Source organism: Paenibacillus sp. 1SOY10 (assembly GCF_056836745.1).
In genome coordinates this window covers 1,234,974-1,250,589 of record NZ_JBXENK010000001.1, presented here as the reverse complement: position 1 = coordinate 1,250,589, position 15,616 = coordinate 1,234,974, and the positions used below count along the sequence as shown (strand labels likewise).

Sequence of the window (15,616 nt, the reverse complement as noted above, 5' to 3'; positions counted from 1 at the left end):
AAACTCCCGTTAAACCGCTTAAATCCGCCACAAAGCGAGCTTTATAGGGATTTTCTCCTGCTAATCTTAATAGAATCGTTTATTTCTGGGAAAAATCTCAAAATTAACATGAGAATTTCCTGTTAAATAGGGAATTTAGGCGAATATAGGCGAATTAGAGGGAGCATTTCCCGTTAGTGGTGGATTCAATTCGTTTACGAAAGGCTTCTAAGCAGGAGCATGTAACCTCTGTTTTTTGTGGTGCCCCTGTTTTAGACAAAAAACCTTCAACTGCACGATCCTGATCAACAAGGTCACGATCTAGCGAAGTTGAAGGTTTTTTTGATAGGTGTTCATTTTCGGATAAAGTTCGTATTCCCAAGAAGATCGATGATAGCTTGAGCGCTTTGCATAGGACGATACCCGGCGATGTGGTTAATCACCTTTTGCCGTGAACGTACAACCTCATCATAATTCTCCGTCAGGCGCTTAATCCAAGAGGTGATATCATCGAGTGAATTGATGGGTGTTCCCCAGCCCTGCTGCGTGAAATAGTGGGAATTCTCCTCTTCTTGTCCTGGAAGCGGCTTGTGGAACAGCATGGGAATTCCCTTCGCCAAACCTTCGGAGCAGGTCATGCCGCCGGGCTTGGTAATCAGTAGATCGGAAGCCTCCATCAGCTTATCGATTTCTTTCGTGAATCCGAGAAGATGGATATTTGGATGATCATAACGGGGATCCTTCTTCATCTTCTCCAGCGACTTCTCATTGTTGCCGAAGCAGAAGATAAGCTGGATCTGTTCCCGGTACGAGGCGAGTAAGGAATAAACAGCCTCGTCCTTCATAAATCCCCAACCTCCGCCCATCACGAGGACCGTAGGCATATTGCCAAGCGCAAGTTGTTGGCGGATATCCTCCTTCCGGTGCCGCTCCCAAAAGTTCGGGTGTACGGGAATACCGGTGATGAGAATCTTGTTTCTTTCGACGCCCCGCTCCAATAATTTCTGCTTCACTTGATCCGTCGAGACCAGATAACAGTTAACCTCACGGCTTACCCATGCCCCATGCACGTCATAATCTGTAATGACCGTGGAGAGTGGGACATTCAGCATGCCAATCCTCTTCAAACGTGAGATTACCGCACTCGGGATCGGGTGAGTGCACACGATAACATCAGGATGCAGTTGACGAATAATCTGAATGGTACGGGTATAAAAAATCCGATGGAGAGCAAGTGTCGTCAATCGGTTCAAGGACTTCTTGTAATTGCTGCGATACATCATACGAATCAGCCGAGGTTGTGAGGACACCGTCTTCTTGTAGGCGGTAATGATGAGTGGCGCCACTCTTGGATTCAAAAAACTGCCCAACTCCAGCACTTTCGTTTGTACATTCGGCGCGAGCTTTCGCAAACTGCTGGAGAGCGCGTAGGCCGCTTGCGTATGACCGGCTCCAAACCCCTCGGATAAAAGCAAGACTCTTTGTTTTTGCACTGGTTTCACCTTTTCCTGCAAGGTTTTCCTATTGTCTACAATATCCCCTTTAGCTCCACAATGCAACCGTGCCAAGCGCCACAGAAGAGCCGATGACAGCCCCGGCTAAGGTATCGGATGGGTAATGCAAACCCAGGTAAATACGGGAAATTGCTACAAGCAGAGACAAGGGCATTAAGGCCAGAATTAGTCCGGGAGCAAATGCCATGAAAGGTACGGTCACCGAAAAGATTGCCGTTGTGTGGCCGGACGGGAACGAATGGTCGGTTAGTGGATTGCGAAAGGTGTTCGTGCCAGGCAAGGTCAGATAAGGACGCACACGCGGATAGATTTTCTTAACCAGAGCCACGGGAATGTGGCTGACGGCAAGCGCAACACACGATTGCAGACCGATTTTGCTCCATGGCTGCGGCGCCGCGATCCAGATAAGTAAGGAGGCAAGAATCGTAAACCATGCTCCACCCAGATGAGTTAAATGATAAAGCCAAAAATTTAGGAAACTGCGATGCAAGCGACCATTAATTCCTACAAAAAGCTTTCGGTCGAGTTGTTGTAACTTATGAAATAAACGAATCATGAAATCCCTCCGCATGATGTTTGACCGCATGTTGCGGCCTGAAGTGCCTTGCAGCACACCTCTCAAAATCGCTGCCCATCTAAAGTAGCATGGCATTTTCAGGTTAGACTTATCATATTTTTAATCCATGGCCTTTTCAAGGACGTTTTTTCGTATTTGGAGCCACGGGGACAGAAAATGACCTTCTTTTTACAATAGGCTGATTCAAATGATAGCAAAAAAGTTTAAAGAAGATGGTGCGGAATTGTAAACTTTTTGCCGGGAAGCTTCGTCTGTATACATGTCATGCCGATGAAAACCTTGCCGATCATGAAAAAAAACAGAAAAAAGAAATAAAAAATGCCAAAAGTGATGAAAATAAGATGTAACCGTCCCTGAATGCAGCAAGTAGGGGCCCTATGTGCCCTAATTGACTAACTTCAAGGTATTTGGGCTGCGAAGGGGTCAGAGTCGTTTTGACAAAAGACGTGAAGTCATGGAAAATCGTAATGGTTTACTTCAACAGAGCAAGGCAGGTAAGAAACAGAGAGAAAAAATGAACCAAAAGACAAAACAAGGGTCATGACAACAAAACAAACTCCAAACAAAGAGAGAACACAACAACAAAAGGGGTTAAAAGGGGGCAAGAAATCATGTTGGGAGTCTTTTTGATCGCACTTCAGGTCGTGCTAGCAGTGATCGGGGTATATCAATTCGGCTTGGCTTTATTCGGCATGTACAGGAACAAACACAAGGAGCAGTTCGCTCCGCGTAAATCATTTGCCGTGCTGGTAGCGGCGCATAACGAGGAAAAAGTAGTTGGGGCTCTCATGGAAAATCTGAAGCATCTCAACTATCCGAAAGAATTGTACGACGTTTTTGTCATTTGCGATAACTGCACCGACAATACGGCAAGCATTGTCCGTAGTCACGGAATGAATGCCTGCGTGCGTAGCAACCCGAACTTGCGGGGGAAGGGCTATGCGATTGAATGGATGCTGAAGGAGCTCTGGAAGATGCCACGGCAATATGATGCCGTAGTCATGTTTGACGCCGATAACCTGGCGCATCCGGATTTCCTGCGTGAGATGAACAATGATTTGTGTAGTGGCGCCCGAGTTATTCAGGGCTATATCGATACGAAGAATCCTGAGGATTCATGGATCACTGCTTCTTATGGTATCTCCTACTGGTACTGCAACCGTTTGTGGCAATTGTCCCGGACGAATCTGAAGATGGCCAACTTCCTGGGCGGTACGGGGATGTGCTTCGAAACCGAATTGTTGAAGGAAATGGGTTGGGGTGCAACCAGCCTAGTGGAGGATTTGGAGTTTACGATGCGTTGCGTTGAGCGCGGTGTATACCCGGTCTTTAATTACGATGCCAAGCTATTTGATGAGAAGCCCCTCACGTTCAAGGCGTCAGCTCGTCAGCGTTTGCGCTGGATGCAAGGGCACTTTACGGTTGCCCGCCGTTATTTCTTCCCGCTGCTCTGGAAGAGCATCAAGGAACGGAATATGGTGAAGCTGGATATGGCTTTGTATGGTGCCAATGTGTACGTGGTGTTGCTGACCTTCCTGCTGACGGCATTTATCTGGGTTGATCAAGCTTTGCTGAACGGTCCGCACTTTGACACGCTTTACGGCTATTTACCGCTGTGGGTTTCTTTTGTGGCCATATTGGCTAACGTATTTATTTTCTTGGCAGCTATGATTTTGGAGAAGGTCACGTTCAAGAAGGTATATGCTTACCTGATCTTGTTCCCGGTGTACCTGGTCTCATGGTGGCCGATTACGTTTTATGCTTTCTTCACTCAGAACAACAAGCAATGGAGTCACACGCAACACACGCGGGTGGTCCGCCTGGAAGAAGTACAAAGCAAACAAGGATAATTGCTGCTTGACGGACTATTCTTGAATGTGATATAGTATCTAAGGTTACAAGAACGACTTTGATACTTGGATTGCAAGTAGAGGCCCTGGCTTCTCACCTGATCGACTTTATGTCGGCTGGTTTTGATCCGTTGATTTGTGAATGGTATGTTCATGAAGATTAACGATCAATGAGGGATGCAGGCACATGTCTGTATCCCTTTTTTAGTGTGTAAGCCCGGTCACGGTAGATTTAACACTATTTGGAGGTGGAGAATTATCAGTAAGGAACACATGATCAATGACGAGATTCGTGCGAAAGAAGTCCGTCTGGTGGGTGCCGAAGGCGAGCAAATCGGTATTACGCCTCTGCGCGAAGCGCTGCAGATGGCAATTGACCTGAATCTGGACCTGGTGAACGTTGCGCCAACTGCCAAACCGCCGGTTTGCCGGATTATGGACTATGGCAAGTTCCGCTATGAGCAACAGAAGAAAGAGAAGGAAGCCCGTAAGAATCAGAAGATCGTGGACATTAAGGAAGTATGGTTCCGAGCTAATATCGAGGAACATGATTATCAGACGAAGTTTCGCAATGTGGTCAAATTCTTGAAAGAAGGCGACAAGGTAAAATGCTCAGTTCGCTTTCGCGGACGGGAAATTACCCATGCTGATATCGGGAAGAAGATTCTCGATCGCGTAAGAGAAGAAGTTGCAGAGATTTCCGTCGTCGAGCGCTTTCCAAAGCTGGAAGGCCGCAGTATGATCATGATTTTAGCACCGAAAAACTAACGTTTGTTTTCTATAATATAGTGAAGAAAGCGGCGTTCACAAACTCTGAGGGGGAAGTACAATGCCTAAAATGAAAACTCACAGCAGCCTGAAAGGCCGCTTCAAGATTACCGGAACTGGTAAAGTAAGACGTTACAAAGCGAACCGCAATCACTTGCTGTCCCATAAGTCGAAACGTGGTAAACGTGTTTTGGCCAACAGCCCTGTTGCTTACGCCGGTGACGTTAGCCGCATGAAGCAACAACTGGCAAACCTGAAATAATTAAATCAGACAAATAAACACAATTACCTGGGAGGTTTTATAAATGGCAAGAGTTAAAGGCGGATTCGTCGTTCGTCGTCGTCATAAAAAAGTATTGAAATTGGCTAAAGGTTATTTCGGTTCCAAACACCGTATTTTCAAAACAGCAAACGAGCAAGTAATGAAATCCTTGCTTTACGCTTATCGCGATCGTCGCACGAAGAAACGTGACTTCCGCAGATTGTGGATCGTGCGTATTAACGCTGCGGCTCGTATGAACGGTTTGTCTTACAGCAAGCTGATGCATGGTTTGAAGCTGGCTGAAGTCAACATCAACCGCAAAATGCTGGCAGATCTTGCTGTCAATGATCTGAACGCATTTAATTCCTTGGCTGCTGTTGCGAAGGAAAAGATCAACGCTTAAGTGAGATATAATCAAGGCGCTGTCTCCGGTAAGACACCGGGGCAGCGCTTTTTTTGAGAATTGAAGAATCCCTTGTGTATGGAAAAAACAGGTTTTGCTTGCTTGGTAATTGATGGTGCTCTGGCATGGAAATGCAGGGAATTTGGAACGCTATAGGCAAGAAGCCAGAACCAGGGCCAATAGACAAGAACCATAGAGATGGCTTATATACTGTACCCTAAAACAAAACGAGTCCGAATTTGGACGAAGTTCACATGAAGCGAACATTAAATGATATTTTTGTCGAAGGAAAGCGCTTTAAAATGAATAAACACGAAAATTATTTGACCAAGGGTTGTTAAAGGTATGGATTTTAGCACATTTTGCAGGTATAATCTGTCTGTGTGGTGAAACCTAGACAGACCACAATATCTTAAGGGGGATATAATCGCAATGAACAAAGCCTTCAAACTATCTTTACTTATGGTGCTGGCACTCACTTTGGTTCTGGCGGGATGCGGCAACAATGCAGCAAACAACGGTGGAGCGGCCAATACAGGGAACACAGGTAACGCTGACAACACGCAAGCGGGCAACGGCGGGGACACCGCGTCTGATGCATCCAAGTTTAAAATCGGTCTCGTAACCGACGTAGGCGGCGTAAACGACAAATCCTTCAACGAATCTGCATGGGAAGCTCTTGAAGCATTGAACGAAGAGCAAGGGATTGGACACAAGTATTTGCAAAGTAATCAAAGCTCGGACTATGTTCCGAACCTTAACCAATTTGTGCAAGGCGGTTATGACCTGACTTGGTCTATCGGCTTTGACCTGGGGGATGCAACCAAACAAGTAGCTGATGCTAACCCGAACTCCAAGCTGGCGATCATTGACAGCGTAGTTGAAGCACCTAACGTAGAATCTGTTACTTTTGCCGAGAACGAAGGTTCGTTCCTCGTTGGTGTTGTGGCAGGTCTTACGACAAAGACGAACAAAATCGGTTTTATCGGCGGTGCTGAAAGCCCGGTTATCAAACGTTTTGCAGTTGGATTTGAGGCTGGTGTAGCTGCAGTTAACCCGGATGCCGAAGTGAAAATTACCTATGCCGGTGCTTATGATAAGCCGGATATCGGTAAGTCCCTGGCAGGCCAACTGTTTGACTACGGCGCTGATATTGTATTCCCGGCGGCAGGCCAAACGGGGAATGGCGTATTTAACGAAGCAACAGCACGGAACAATGCTGGTGGGGCAAATAAAATGTGGGTTATCGGCGTCGACAAGGACCAATCCATCGAGTTTGGCGACGATGTGACGCTGACTTCCATGATTAAACGTGTAGACGTTGCAGTTAAGAACGTGACGCAACAAGTCATCGACGGTACTTTTGAAGGTGGTAAGGTTACAACCTTGACGCTGAAAGAAGATGGCGTTGGCTTGCCTGAAGAAAATCCGAACGTAAGCCAGGAAATCCTGGATAAAGTAGAAGAGTACAAGCAAAAAATCATCAGCGGTGAAATTACGGTTCCTGCTGAGTAATGAAGGATAGCAGGTGAACTTAAGCCTGCGTCGAAAGTAGAATACAGATTTCAAGCAGGCAAGGCCAGTGGATCAACTGGCCTTGTTGCTTGCGTTAATCCCAATATGGTGAGGGTGATTTCATGAGTGCTGAGGCTCCGGTAGTCGAGTTAAAGCAAATCACAAAGCGTTTTCCAGGTGTAATCGCAAATGACTCTATTAGTCTGGCTCTGCGCAAAGGGGAGATTCATGCCCTGCTCGGCGAAAATGGTGCGGGCAAATCAACGCTGATGAACATTCTGTTTGGTCTCTATCAACCGGATGAAGGTTCGATTGAGATGAACGGCAAGCCGGTGACCATTGATAACCCCAACAAAGCAATCAAGCTTGGAATTGGGATGGTTCACCAGCATTTCAAGCTGGTACAGCCTTTTACGGTAACCGAGAATATTATTCTTGGTATGGAACCCAAAAAAGGTCTTAATATCGACTATAAATCCGCGTCTGCTCAAGTGGCGAAATTGTCGGAGCAATACGGTCTTCAGGTGAATGCGAACGCTAAAATCCAGGATATCTCTGTCGGGATGCAGCAACGGGTGGAGATCATGAAGATTCTGTTCCGCGGCGCGGATGTACTTATATTTGACGAGCCCACTGCTGTGCTTACGCCGCAAGAGATTCAAGAACTCATGGAAATCATGAAGCGATTGGTTGCAGAGGGAAAGTCAATCATACTCATTACCCACAAGCTGAAGGAGATCATGGACATTTCTGATCGCGTGACGATTATTCGTCGCGGGAAGGTAATCGACACGGTGGATACGGACAAGACTAACCCGCAGGAATTGGCGGAGAAGATGGTTGGTCGGGACGTCTCTTTCAAGGTGGACAAGCAAGAACCGCAGATTGGACAGCCTGTATTGCAATTAAGCCAAGTAACGCTTAAGGGCAAACATGGTATATCTGTTCTGAACGGACTGAATTTGGACGTGAAGGCTGGCGAGATTGTCGGTATAGCTGGGGTAGACGGGAATGGTCAAAGTGAATTGATCGAGGCTATCACCGGATTGCGTAAAATCGATTCCGGCTCCATTTTGCTAGGGGGCAAGGAAATTGCTAATTTGCCTGCGCGAAAAATCATTGAAAACGGACTCTCGCATATTCCCGAGGATCGTCACAAGCATGGCCTAGTGCTGGATTTTTCGGTGAGCGAAAATATGGTCCTGGAGACATATTACAAGGAACCCTATAGCAAACGTGGTTTCCTGGATCACAAGACGATTGACGAGCACGCCAAGGCACTGGTTGAAGCCTTCGATGTTCGTACGCCAAGTGTCGAGACGAAGGCGCGCTCCTTGTCTGGCGGGAATCAGCAAAAGGCAATTATTGCGCGGGAAATAGACAAAAATCCGGATCTGCTCATTGCTGCACAGCCGACGCGTGGTCTGGATGTGGGCGCGATTGAATTTGTTCACAAGCAACTAATTGAGCAGCGCGATCAAGGAAAAGCGGTATTGCTTGTTTCCTTTGAGCTGGATGAAATTATGAATGTGTCGGATCGGATCGCGGTCATTTACGAGGGACGCATTGTGGGTGAGGTACTCCCACAGGAGACCAACGATCAGGAACTTGGCCTGATGATGTCGGGAAGCCTGGAACGGGGAGGTCATAACGTTGGATAAATTACGCAAAATATTCACGATGGACAGCCTGATTTTACCGCTGGTCGCCATTATCCTTGGTTTACTCGTCGGTGCGGTGGTTATGCTGATTGGCGGCTATAATCCGCTGACAGCGTATGGCGCGCTGATTCAGAGGGTTATTGGAAATCCCTATGACTTCGGGGAAACGATTCGTCAGATTACACCGCTGATCTTTACTGGTTTAGCTGTTGCCTTTGCCTTCCGTTCCGGTATGTTTAATATCGGTGCTGATGGTCAGGTATTGATTGGCATGACCTCGGCTACGGCAGTATCGCTATCCTTGTCGGGCCTTCCCTCAGCAGTGGTTGTACCTCTGGCTGTCATCGCAGGCGGGCTGGGAGGTGGCCTATGGGCGGCCATCGCCGGTTATCTGAAGGCTAAACGGGGCATTAACGAGGTTATTACCACGATCATGCTTAACTGGACGGCGCTGTACTTATCGAATTATGTTATTCGTCATTTCTTCCTGCTCAAGGGGCAGAATCGCTCCGAGAATATCGAGGCTTCTGCAGCGATGACATTTTTGAACGACATTTTTAATAATGCGCGAATCCATTGGGGAACATTAGTCGCGCTCTTGGCTGCGGCATTCTTCTTTATTTATCTCTGGAAAACCAAGCAGGGTTACGAAATGCGGTCTGTAGGCTTAAATCCAAACGCTGCTGAATATGCCGGTATGAATGTGGGCCGTAATGTAGTCAAAGCCATGTTTATCAGCGGCGTGTTCGCTGGACTGGCCGGCACCTTTGAGGTGCTTGGGGTGTTCCACTATCAATCTGTCTTTGCTGCTTCGCCAGGATATGGCTTTGACGGAATTGCCGTAGCGCTGCTGGGGATGAATCACCCCTTCGGTGTAGTGCTAGGCGCTATTCTGTATGGTGTGCTGACTTATGGTGCGGCTGGTATGAGCTTTGGCGCAGGGGTTCCCCCGGAGATCATCAAGATCGTTATTGGCTCAATCATATTCTTCATTGCGGCTCAAGGCATCGTCAAACTCATAGTGAAGCCTTTGGTTCTGAAGCGCAAGAAAGAGAAGGTGTTGTAACATGGATGTGCTAACACTACTTGGTCAACTGCTTAATTCGACCCTGGTCTTCTCGACGGCCCTTATTTTCACGGCTCTAGGGGGGATTTTCTCGGAGCGCTCAGGCGTAGTTAACATCGGGCTGGAAGGCTTGATGATCTTCGGCGCATTTGCCGCTGGAGTAGGCACCTATTACGCCCAAGAGGCGGGAATGGGGGCGTTTGCTCCATGGGTGGGGGTACTGGCTGCCGTCATTATGGGGGGGCTTGGTGCGCTTATTCATGCAGTAGCTACGATTACATTTAAAGCGGATCAAACGATCAGCGGGATTGTCATCAATTTCCTCGCCGCCGGCCTGACCGTTTATATTGTGAAGCTCTTGTTCGACGGCTCAGCAGAAACGCCGCTGATTAATGTATTTCACAAGGTTCCGATTCCATTCCTTCGCGATATCCCAATTATCGGTGAGGGCTTGTTCAATGCCTATCCGACGACCTATCTGGCCTTGATTCTTGTGGTTGCCATTTATTTCGTCTTGTTTAAGACGCCGTTTGGGCTACGGCTGCGTTCTGTTGGTGAGCATCCGAGTGCGGCAGACACGCTGGGAGTTAACGTCACCAAGATGCGTTATATCGGCGTGCTGCTCAGTGGGATGCTGGGCGGTATTGGTGGTGCGACCATTACGTTGACCACGACCAGTACATTTGCGCATAACACCATTTCCGGGCAAGGTTTTATTGCCATCGCGGCTATGATCTTCGGTAAATGGAATCCACTGGGCGCCTTTGGTGCAGCGGTATTTTTCGGCTTCTCTCAGGCGATCCGCAACTACGTGCAGTTGTTTGAATGGTCCAGAAGCATTCCGCAAGAATTCATATTCATGATTCCTTATGTACTGACCATTATCGTGCTTGTTGGAGCGGTGGGACGTTCTTCCGCGCCATCAGCATTGGGGACTCCGTACGATCCAAGTAAAAGATAATAGGGTTTAAGCCAGTAGGGTTCCGTCTTTGACGGAGCCTTTTTGGCATGAGCGAAATTAGCGGGAGACAAGCCCGATTTAGTCTGGTAAAGGCGATGGCGCAAGCACAGGAGGGGATTTGCGAATAGGTTAGGTTGAACACAACATAGTCGGCTGGGATGTTCGGACAGGGATGGATGTTCACGACTATAGGATGTAACCTGACAGGAGGAGTTTGCGATGGGCAAATCGGTGACAAGAAGAGAAGCCGGGAAATGGCTGGGCAAATCAATCACGGCTTATAAAAAAGATGGTACTGTGGTGACGGGCAAGCTGGTAAAAATCAGCGGCAACCGCTTGATTATTCGTCAAGCCCCTGGGAAAAAAGTGAAGACTAAGGCGCTCATTCCCCTCGTTCTATTCGACTTGCTGGCAATCGGTACGGCTCCGGGCTTTGGTGGTGGCTATGGCGGTTACGGTGGTTACGGCGGTGGCCCCTATGGAGGTCCGTATGGCCCTGGTCCCGGTTATGGCGGTTACCCCTACCCTTATTTCTGGTAAATTCTGCTCAGAAACGGGCGGGCAACGTCTTCTCCAGTTCATAACATTGGGACGTTTGAATAAAGCGCAGCGTTCGGTAGCCCAATTTGCGGTAAAACAGGTGGGCTCGGGGATTACTCCGGTCCACCATAACTTTTGCCCGCTGGCAGCCGCGAGACAAGGCAAAGTTCTCAGCGTGGGCCATTAGTGTTTTGCCGATGCGCTGACGCTGATAGGATGAGGCTACGGCCATCATGTCGATATACAGTAGCTCGCCATGAATCAGAAAATGAATGAAACCGACCGGGTCAGCCTCATAATAAGGCGAGGAGACGAGTGATACCCCTCGTGACATACGTGTAGGGAGCTCTCGTAGAGCCGCTTCGACTTCATGGGAGGGCATATGAGAGAAGGGGACGAGCTCTTTACGGATTAAATCATAGATAAAGGGATCGTCTTGCTTGGGCCTTCTATAACGAATCATACGCTGCTTCTCCTCCTTGCTGTACGTGTCTGGGCACTATCCTTTATCATATGTTTGGAAGGAAGGAAAGGGTTCCGCATAAAAAACTTTAATTCATTAGGGTATTGACTCGATGTGTGAACTAATCATATAATGTTCCTAAACATTTTAAGACTATATTATGTATCGGCGATGAAGAGGACGAAGGTTTAAGGGCTCTTTGCTCAGAGAGTGTGTGGAATTGCTGAAACCACCACCAAAATCCCTTGAATGCGAGCTCACCTCGGAGCTGTTTTCCTGAAAGGCTGCAAGCTATTCCGCGGTAGTGCTTGCACTGAAGCTTATTAGGGAAAATCGTCAGGTCTGCGTTACGGACCACGAGTAAGGCGGCACACGTCTATACTCGTCAAGGCTCGGCATTGCGAAGTGTCGGGTGAAAATGGGTGGTACCACGAAGGATCAAACCTTTCGTCCCTCGGAATAGGAAACTGTTCCGGCGGACGGAAGGTTTTTTTGATTTTATTGCAAATACAATACACGAGAATTTGGAAGGAGGATGACTGATGAGCGCGCAAATACCAGAAGTGCGATCTACAGAACAATTACGTGAGAAATGGATGAAACCGGAAGTCATTTCGGGTTCGGAAATACTGCTTCGCAGTTTGCTTTTGGAAGGTGTCGAGTGTGTCTTCGGGTATCCGGGTGGGGCGGTATTGTACATCTACGATGCGCTGTACGGGTTCACCGATTTCCATCACCTGCTGACAAGACATGAGCAGGGAGCCATTCATGCAGCAGATGGTTATGCACGGGCCACCGGCAAAGTTGGCGTATGCATCGCTACCTCCGGTCCAGGGGCAACCAACACCGTAACCGGAATCGCTACAGCGTTCATGGATTCGGTACCGCTCGTTGTCATCACTGGCAACGTCGTGTCGAGCTTGATCGGCACAGATGCTTTCCAGGAGGCGGATATTACCGGCATTACGATGCCGATTACGAAGCATAGCTACTTGGTGAGAGATGTAGAAGATCTGCCAAGAGTGATTCATGAAGCGTTCCATATCGCCAATACAGGCCGCAAAGGTCCGGTCCTGATCGATATTCCGAAGGATGTATCGGCGAACAAAGCTCGCTTTGAACCGGTGCAATCTGTTAATCTGCGGGGGTATAACCCGACGGTTACTCCAAATCGTCTGCAACTCGACAAGCTGGCAGCGGCCATCCAGGAAGCGGAGCGGCCGGTAATTATCGCCGGAGGCGGTGTCGTGTATTCCGGTGGACATGAGCAGTTGTTCGAGTTCGTGAACAAAACGCAAATTCCGATTACGACAACCTTGCTCGGGTTAGGTGCTTTCCCAAGTGGACATGAGCTATGGATGGGTATGCCGGGAATGCACGGCACGCTTACGGCTAACAAGTCCATTCAGGAAGCGGATTTGTTGATTAACATCGGGGCCCGCTTTGATGACCGGGTAACGGGCAAACTGGATGGATTCGCTCCGAAGGCGAAGATCGTCCATATCGACATCGACCCCGCTGAAATCGGCAAAAACATCCGTCCGGATATTCCGATTGTTGGCGATGTGAAGACGGTACTGGAACTGCTGAACCCGCTGGTAGCGCGTGCCGATAAGGCAGATGCGTGGAGAGCGCAAATCAGCCAGTCCAAAATCGACAAACCGCTGAAATACAAGGATTCCGACGAAGTGCTTAAGCCACAATGGGTCATTGAACTATTGAATGACACGACAGGCGGAGATGCGATTGTCACCACGGATGTGGGGCAGCATCAAATGTGGGCGGCGCAATATTACAAGTTCAATAAACCTCGCTCATGGATTACCTCTGGTGGACTTGGCACGATGGGCTTTGGCTTCCCTTCCGCCATCGGTGCTCAAATGGGCTTCCCGGACCGATTGGTAATCTCAATCAACGGTGATGGCGGGATGCAGATGTGTGCTCAGGAACTCGCGATTTGTGCCATCAATAACATTCCGGTCAAGGTAGTTGTCATCAACAACCAGGTGCTGGGGATGGTTCGTCAGTGGCAGGAATTGATCTATAACAATCGTTACAGCCATATCGATCTCGAAGGCAGTCCGGATTTTGTGAAGCTGGCTGAGGCCTATGGTGTTAAAGGCTTGCGTGCTACCAACAAAGAGGATGCCAAGCGCGTCTGGCAGGAGGCGCTCGATACCCCGGGACCTGTGCTGGTGGAATTCGTAGTCAGCAAAGGGGAAAATGTATATCCGATGGTCCCTCAAGGTTCTACCATTGATCAAATGCTGATGGGGGACAGTGAATGATGAGAAGAAACCATGCGATTGCCGTATTAGTTAATGATCAGCCAGGTGTGTTGCAGCGTGTAGCGGGCTTGTTTGGCCGCCGCGGCTTCAATATCGAGAGCATCACCGTGGGCCAATCCGAGGAGCAGGGACTCTCCCGGATGGTCATCGTAACGCAAGGTGATGACAAGACGCTCGAACAAATCGAGAAGCAGCTATATAAGCTGATTGATGTCATTAAAGTGGTGAATTTAAGTTCTCGGCCGATGGTGGCACGTGAGCTCGCCTTGATCAAGGTGAAGGCCGAGCCGGCTGAACGCCCAGAAATTATGGGGGTTGTGGAGACCTTCCGCGCTGCGGTGGTCGATATTGGAACGGCCAGCATGATCGTACAGGTTGTTGGGGATACGGAGAAGATTGATGCGATGATTGAATTGCTTCAGCCTTATGGTATCCGTGAATTATCAAGAACAGGCGTAACCGCTATGATTCGGGGTAACGCTTGACGTAAGAACAGGTGTATAGTTAATCTATGAGTTCACCGCAGTACGCGGCTTATATCCTCCGTCAGGGATGGCTGGTGTTTGAGGGGATCGAAGGTATTAGGATCTTGCTTTATTGCTTCAAGGCGTCGGTCCGTTGAAACACCCGCTCATCATCTGGCGGAGGAACCATACCAAATCAAGGGCACAGCTTGACTGTCCCGCAAATTTTAGGAGGGCACTAGAAATGGCAGTTACTTTGTACTATGAGCAGGATGCAGAACTTAGCGTATTGAAAGGAAAAACGATCGCAATTATCGGTTACGGTAGCCAAGGACATGCCCATGCGCAAAACCTGCGCGAAAGCGGACTGAATGTAATCATCGGTCTGCGCGAAGGTAAATCCTTCAACAAAGCGAAGGAAGATGGGTTTGAGGTATTGCCTGTAGCAGAAGCAACCAAACGTGCAGACCTGGTGCAAATCCTGATGCCGGACGAAACACAAGCTGCAGTTTATAATAGCGAAATTGCTCCTAACCTGAAAAAAGGTGCTGCATTGCTGTTTGCGCACGGCTTCAACGTACATTTCGGCCAAATCGTTCCTTCTCCGGACAACGACGTATTGCTGGTTGCTCCGAAATCTCCGGGCCATATGGTTCGTCGTACTTACGTAGAGGGCTTTGGTGTACCTGGTCTGATTGCTATCCATCAGGATGCAACGGGCAAAGCGAAGGAAATCGGTTTGGCTTATGCTAAAGGTATCGGTTGTACGCGTGCCGGGGTTATCGAAACCTCGTTCCGTGAAGAAACCGAAACTGACTTGTTTGGCGAACAAGCCGTACTTTGCGGAGGCGTAACTGCCTTGATCAAAGCAGGTTTTGAAACGCTGACCGAAGCCGGATATGCTCCGGAAATGGCTTACTTCGAGTGCTTGCATGAGATGAAGCTGATCGTCGATCTGATCTATGAAGGTGGCATGGCTACCATGCGCGATTCGATCTCCAACACGGCAGAATATGGTGACTATGTAACAGGTCCTCGTATCGTTACGGAAGAAACGAAGAAGGCAATGAAGGAAGTGCTTGCGGATATCCAGCAAGGTAAATTCGCTCGTGACTTTATTCTGGAGAACCAATCCAACCGTGCGTTCCTGACGGCTACTCGTCGCAACGAAGCCAACCATCCAATCGAGGTTGTGGGTAAAGAGCTGCGCGAATTGATGCATTGGATCAAGAAATAAGCTATAAACCTTAACAGAACTCCATGGTGGCGTGCGCTGAGCACACCACCTTGGAGTTTTTTAATTTG

The 15,616-nt window shown here is 48.5% G+C and carries 15 protein-coding genes; 12 read left to right on the top strand and 3 right to left on the bottom strand.

The genetic code is table 11. From position 1 onward, the window contains the following. Positions 1-332: 332 nt before the first annotated feature. Positions 333-1,472 carry an MGDG synthase family glycosyltransferase gene (locus AC1VOR_RS05785; protein ID WP_482616348.1) on the bottom strand — a complete coding sequence of 380 codons (1,140 nt, stop codon included), beginning with the start codon at positions 1,470-1,472 and terminating at the stop codon, positions 333-335. Between the two features lie 49 nt (positions 1,473-1,521). Continuing rightward, positions 1,522-2,049: a phosphatase PAP2 family protein gene (locus AC1VOR_RS05780; RefSeq protein WP_482616347.1), complete on the bottom strand. Its 528-nt coding sequence runs from the start codon at positions 2,047-2,049 to the stop codon at positions 1,522-1,524. 632 nt (positions 2,050-2,681) lie between these two features. Between AC1VOR_RS05780 and AC1VOR_RS05775 the strand changes: the two genes are divergently transcribed. The 9 genes from AC1VOR_RS05775 to AC1VOR_RS05735 all read left to right on the top strand — a co-directional run bounded on the left by AC1VOR_RS05775 (position 2,682) and on the right by AC1VOR_RS05735 (position 11,096). Then, positions 2,682-3,920 (top strand): glycosyltransferase family 2 protein, encoded by a 1,239-nt coding sequence (locus AC1VOR_RS05775; RefSeq protein WP_482616345.1) that lies wholly within the window; start codon positions 2,682-2,684, stop codon positions 3,918-3,920. Between the two features lie 273 nt (positions 3,921-4,193). Next, positions 4,194-4,688, top strand: a complete 495-nt coding sequence (infC, locus tag AC1VOR_RS05770) for a translation initiation factor IF-3 (protein WP_482616343.1) — start codon at positions 4,194-4,196, stop codon at positions 4,686-4,688. 61 nt (positions 4,689-4,749) lie between these two features. Continuing rightward, positions 4,750-4,950: a 50S ribosomal protein L35 gene (rpmI, locus tag AC1VOR_RS05765; protein WP_018753037.1), complete on the top strand. Its 201-nt coding sequence runs from the start codon at positions 4,750-4,752 to the stop codon at positions 4,948-4,950. A gap of 43 nt (positions 4,951-4,993) precedes the next feature. After that, complete coding sequence (gene rplT, locus AC1VOR_RS05760) at positions 4,994-5,353, top strand: 50S ribosomal protein L20 (RefSeq protein WP_059051615.1); 360 nt, start codon at positions 4,994-4,996, stop codon at positions 5,351-5,353. 432 nt (positions 5,354-5,785) lie between these two features. Beyond that, a complete protein-coding gene (locus AC1VOR_RS05755) occupies positions 5,786-6,868 on the top strand; it encodes a BMP family lipoprotein (protein WP_482616341.1) in 1,083 nt (360 codons plus the stop codon). Positions 6,869-6,990: 122 nt separating this feature from the next. Continuing rightward, positions 6,991-8,529, top strand: a complete 1,539-nt coding sequence (locus AC1VOR_RS05750) for an ABC transporter ATP-binding protein (protein WP_482616339.1) — start codon at positions 6,991-6,993, stop codon at positions 8,527-8,529. Further along, positions 8,522-9,595, top strand: coding sequence for an ABC transporter permease (locus AC1VOR_RS05745; protein WP_482616337.1), 1,074 nt, complete (start codon positions 8,522-8,524; stop codon positions 9,593-9,595). Before AC1VOR_RS05750 ends, AC1VOR_RS05745 begins: the two co-directional genes overlap by 8 nt. Before the next feature lies 1 nt (position 9,596). Continuing rightward, positions 9,597-10,556: an ABC transporter permease gene (locus AC1VOR_RS05740; RefSeq protein WP_482616336.1), complete on the top strand. Its 960-nt coding sequence runs from the start codon at positions 9,597-9,599 to the stop codon at positions 10,554-10,556. Between the two features lie 219 nt (positions 10,557-10,775). Next, on the top strand, positions 10,776-11,096 hold the full coding sequence (locus tag AC1VOR_RS05735; protein ID WP_482616335.1) for a hypothetical protein: 321 nt from the start codon (positions 10,776-10,778) through the stop codon (positions 11,094-11,096). A gap of 7 nt (positions 11,097-11,103) precedes the next feature. On the opposite strand, the gene AC1VOR_RS05730 is transcribed toward AC1VOR_RS05735, so the two are convergent. Then, positions 11,104-11,559 carry a GNAT family N-acetyltransferase gene (locus AC1VOR_RS05730; RefSeq protein ID WP_482616334.1) on the bottom strand — a complete coding sequence of 152 codons (456 nt, stop codon included), beginning with the start codon at positions 11,557-11,559 and terminating at the stop codon, positions 11,104-11,106. Positions 11,560-12,101: 542 nt separating this feature from the next. Between AC1VOR_RS05730 and ilvB the strand changes: the two genes are divergently transcribed. From ilvB to ilvC, 3 genes are all read left to right on the top strand, one after another. After that, on the top strand, positions 12,102-13,847 hold the full coding sequence (ilvB, locus tag AC1VOR_RS05725; RefSeq protein WP_482616332.1) for a biosynthetic-type acetolactate synthase large subunit: 1,746 nt from the start codon (positions 12,102-12,104) through the stop codon (positions 13,845-13,847). Continuing rightward, positions 13,847-14,332 (top strand): acetolactate synthase small subunit, encoded by a 486-nt coding sequence (gene ilvN / locus AC1VOR_RS05720; protein WP_482616422.1) that lies wholly within the window; start codon positions 13,847-13,849, stop codon positions 14,330-14,332. The genes ilvB and ilvN overlap by 1 nt, the downstream gene beginning before the upstream one ends. A 223-nt stretch (positions 14,333-14,555) precedes the next feature. Continuing rightward, a complete protein-coding gene (gene ilvC, locus AC1VOR_RS05715; RefSeq protein ID WP_059051629.1) occupies positions 14,556-15,548 on the top strand; it encodes a ketol-acid reductoisomerase in 993 nt (330 codons plus the stop codon). Positions 15,549-15,616 lie beyond the last annotated feature (68 nt).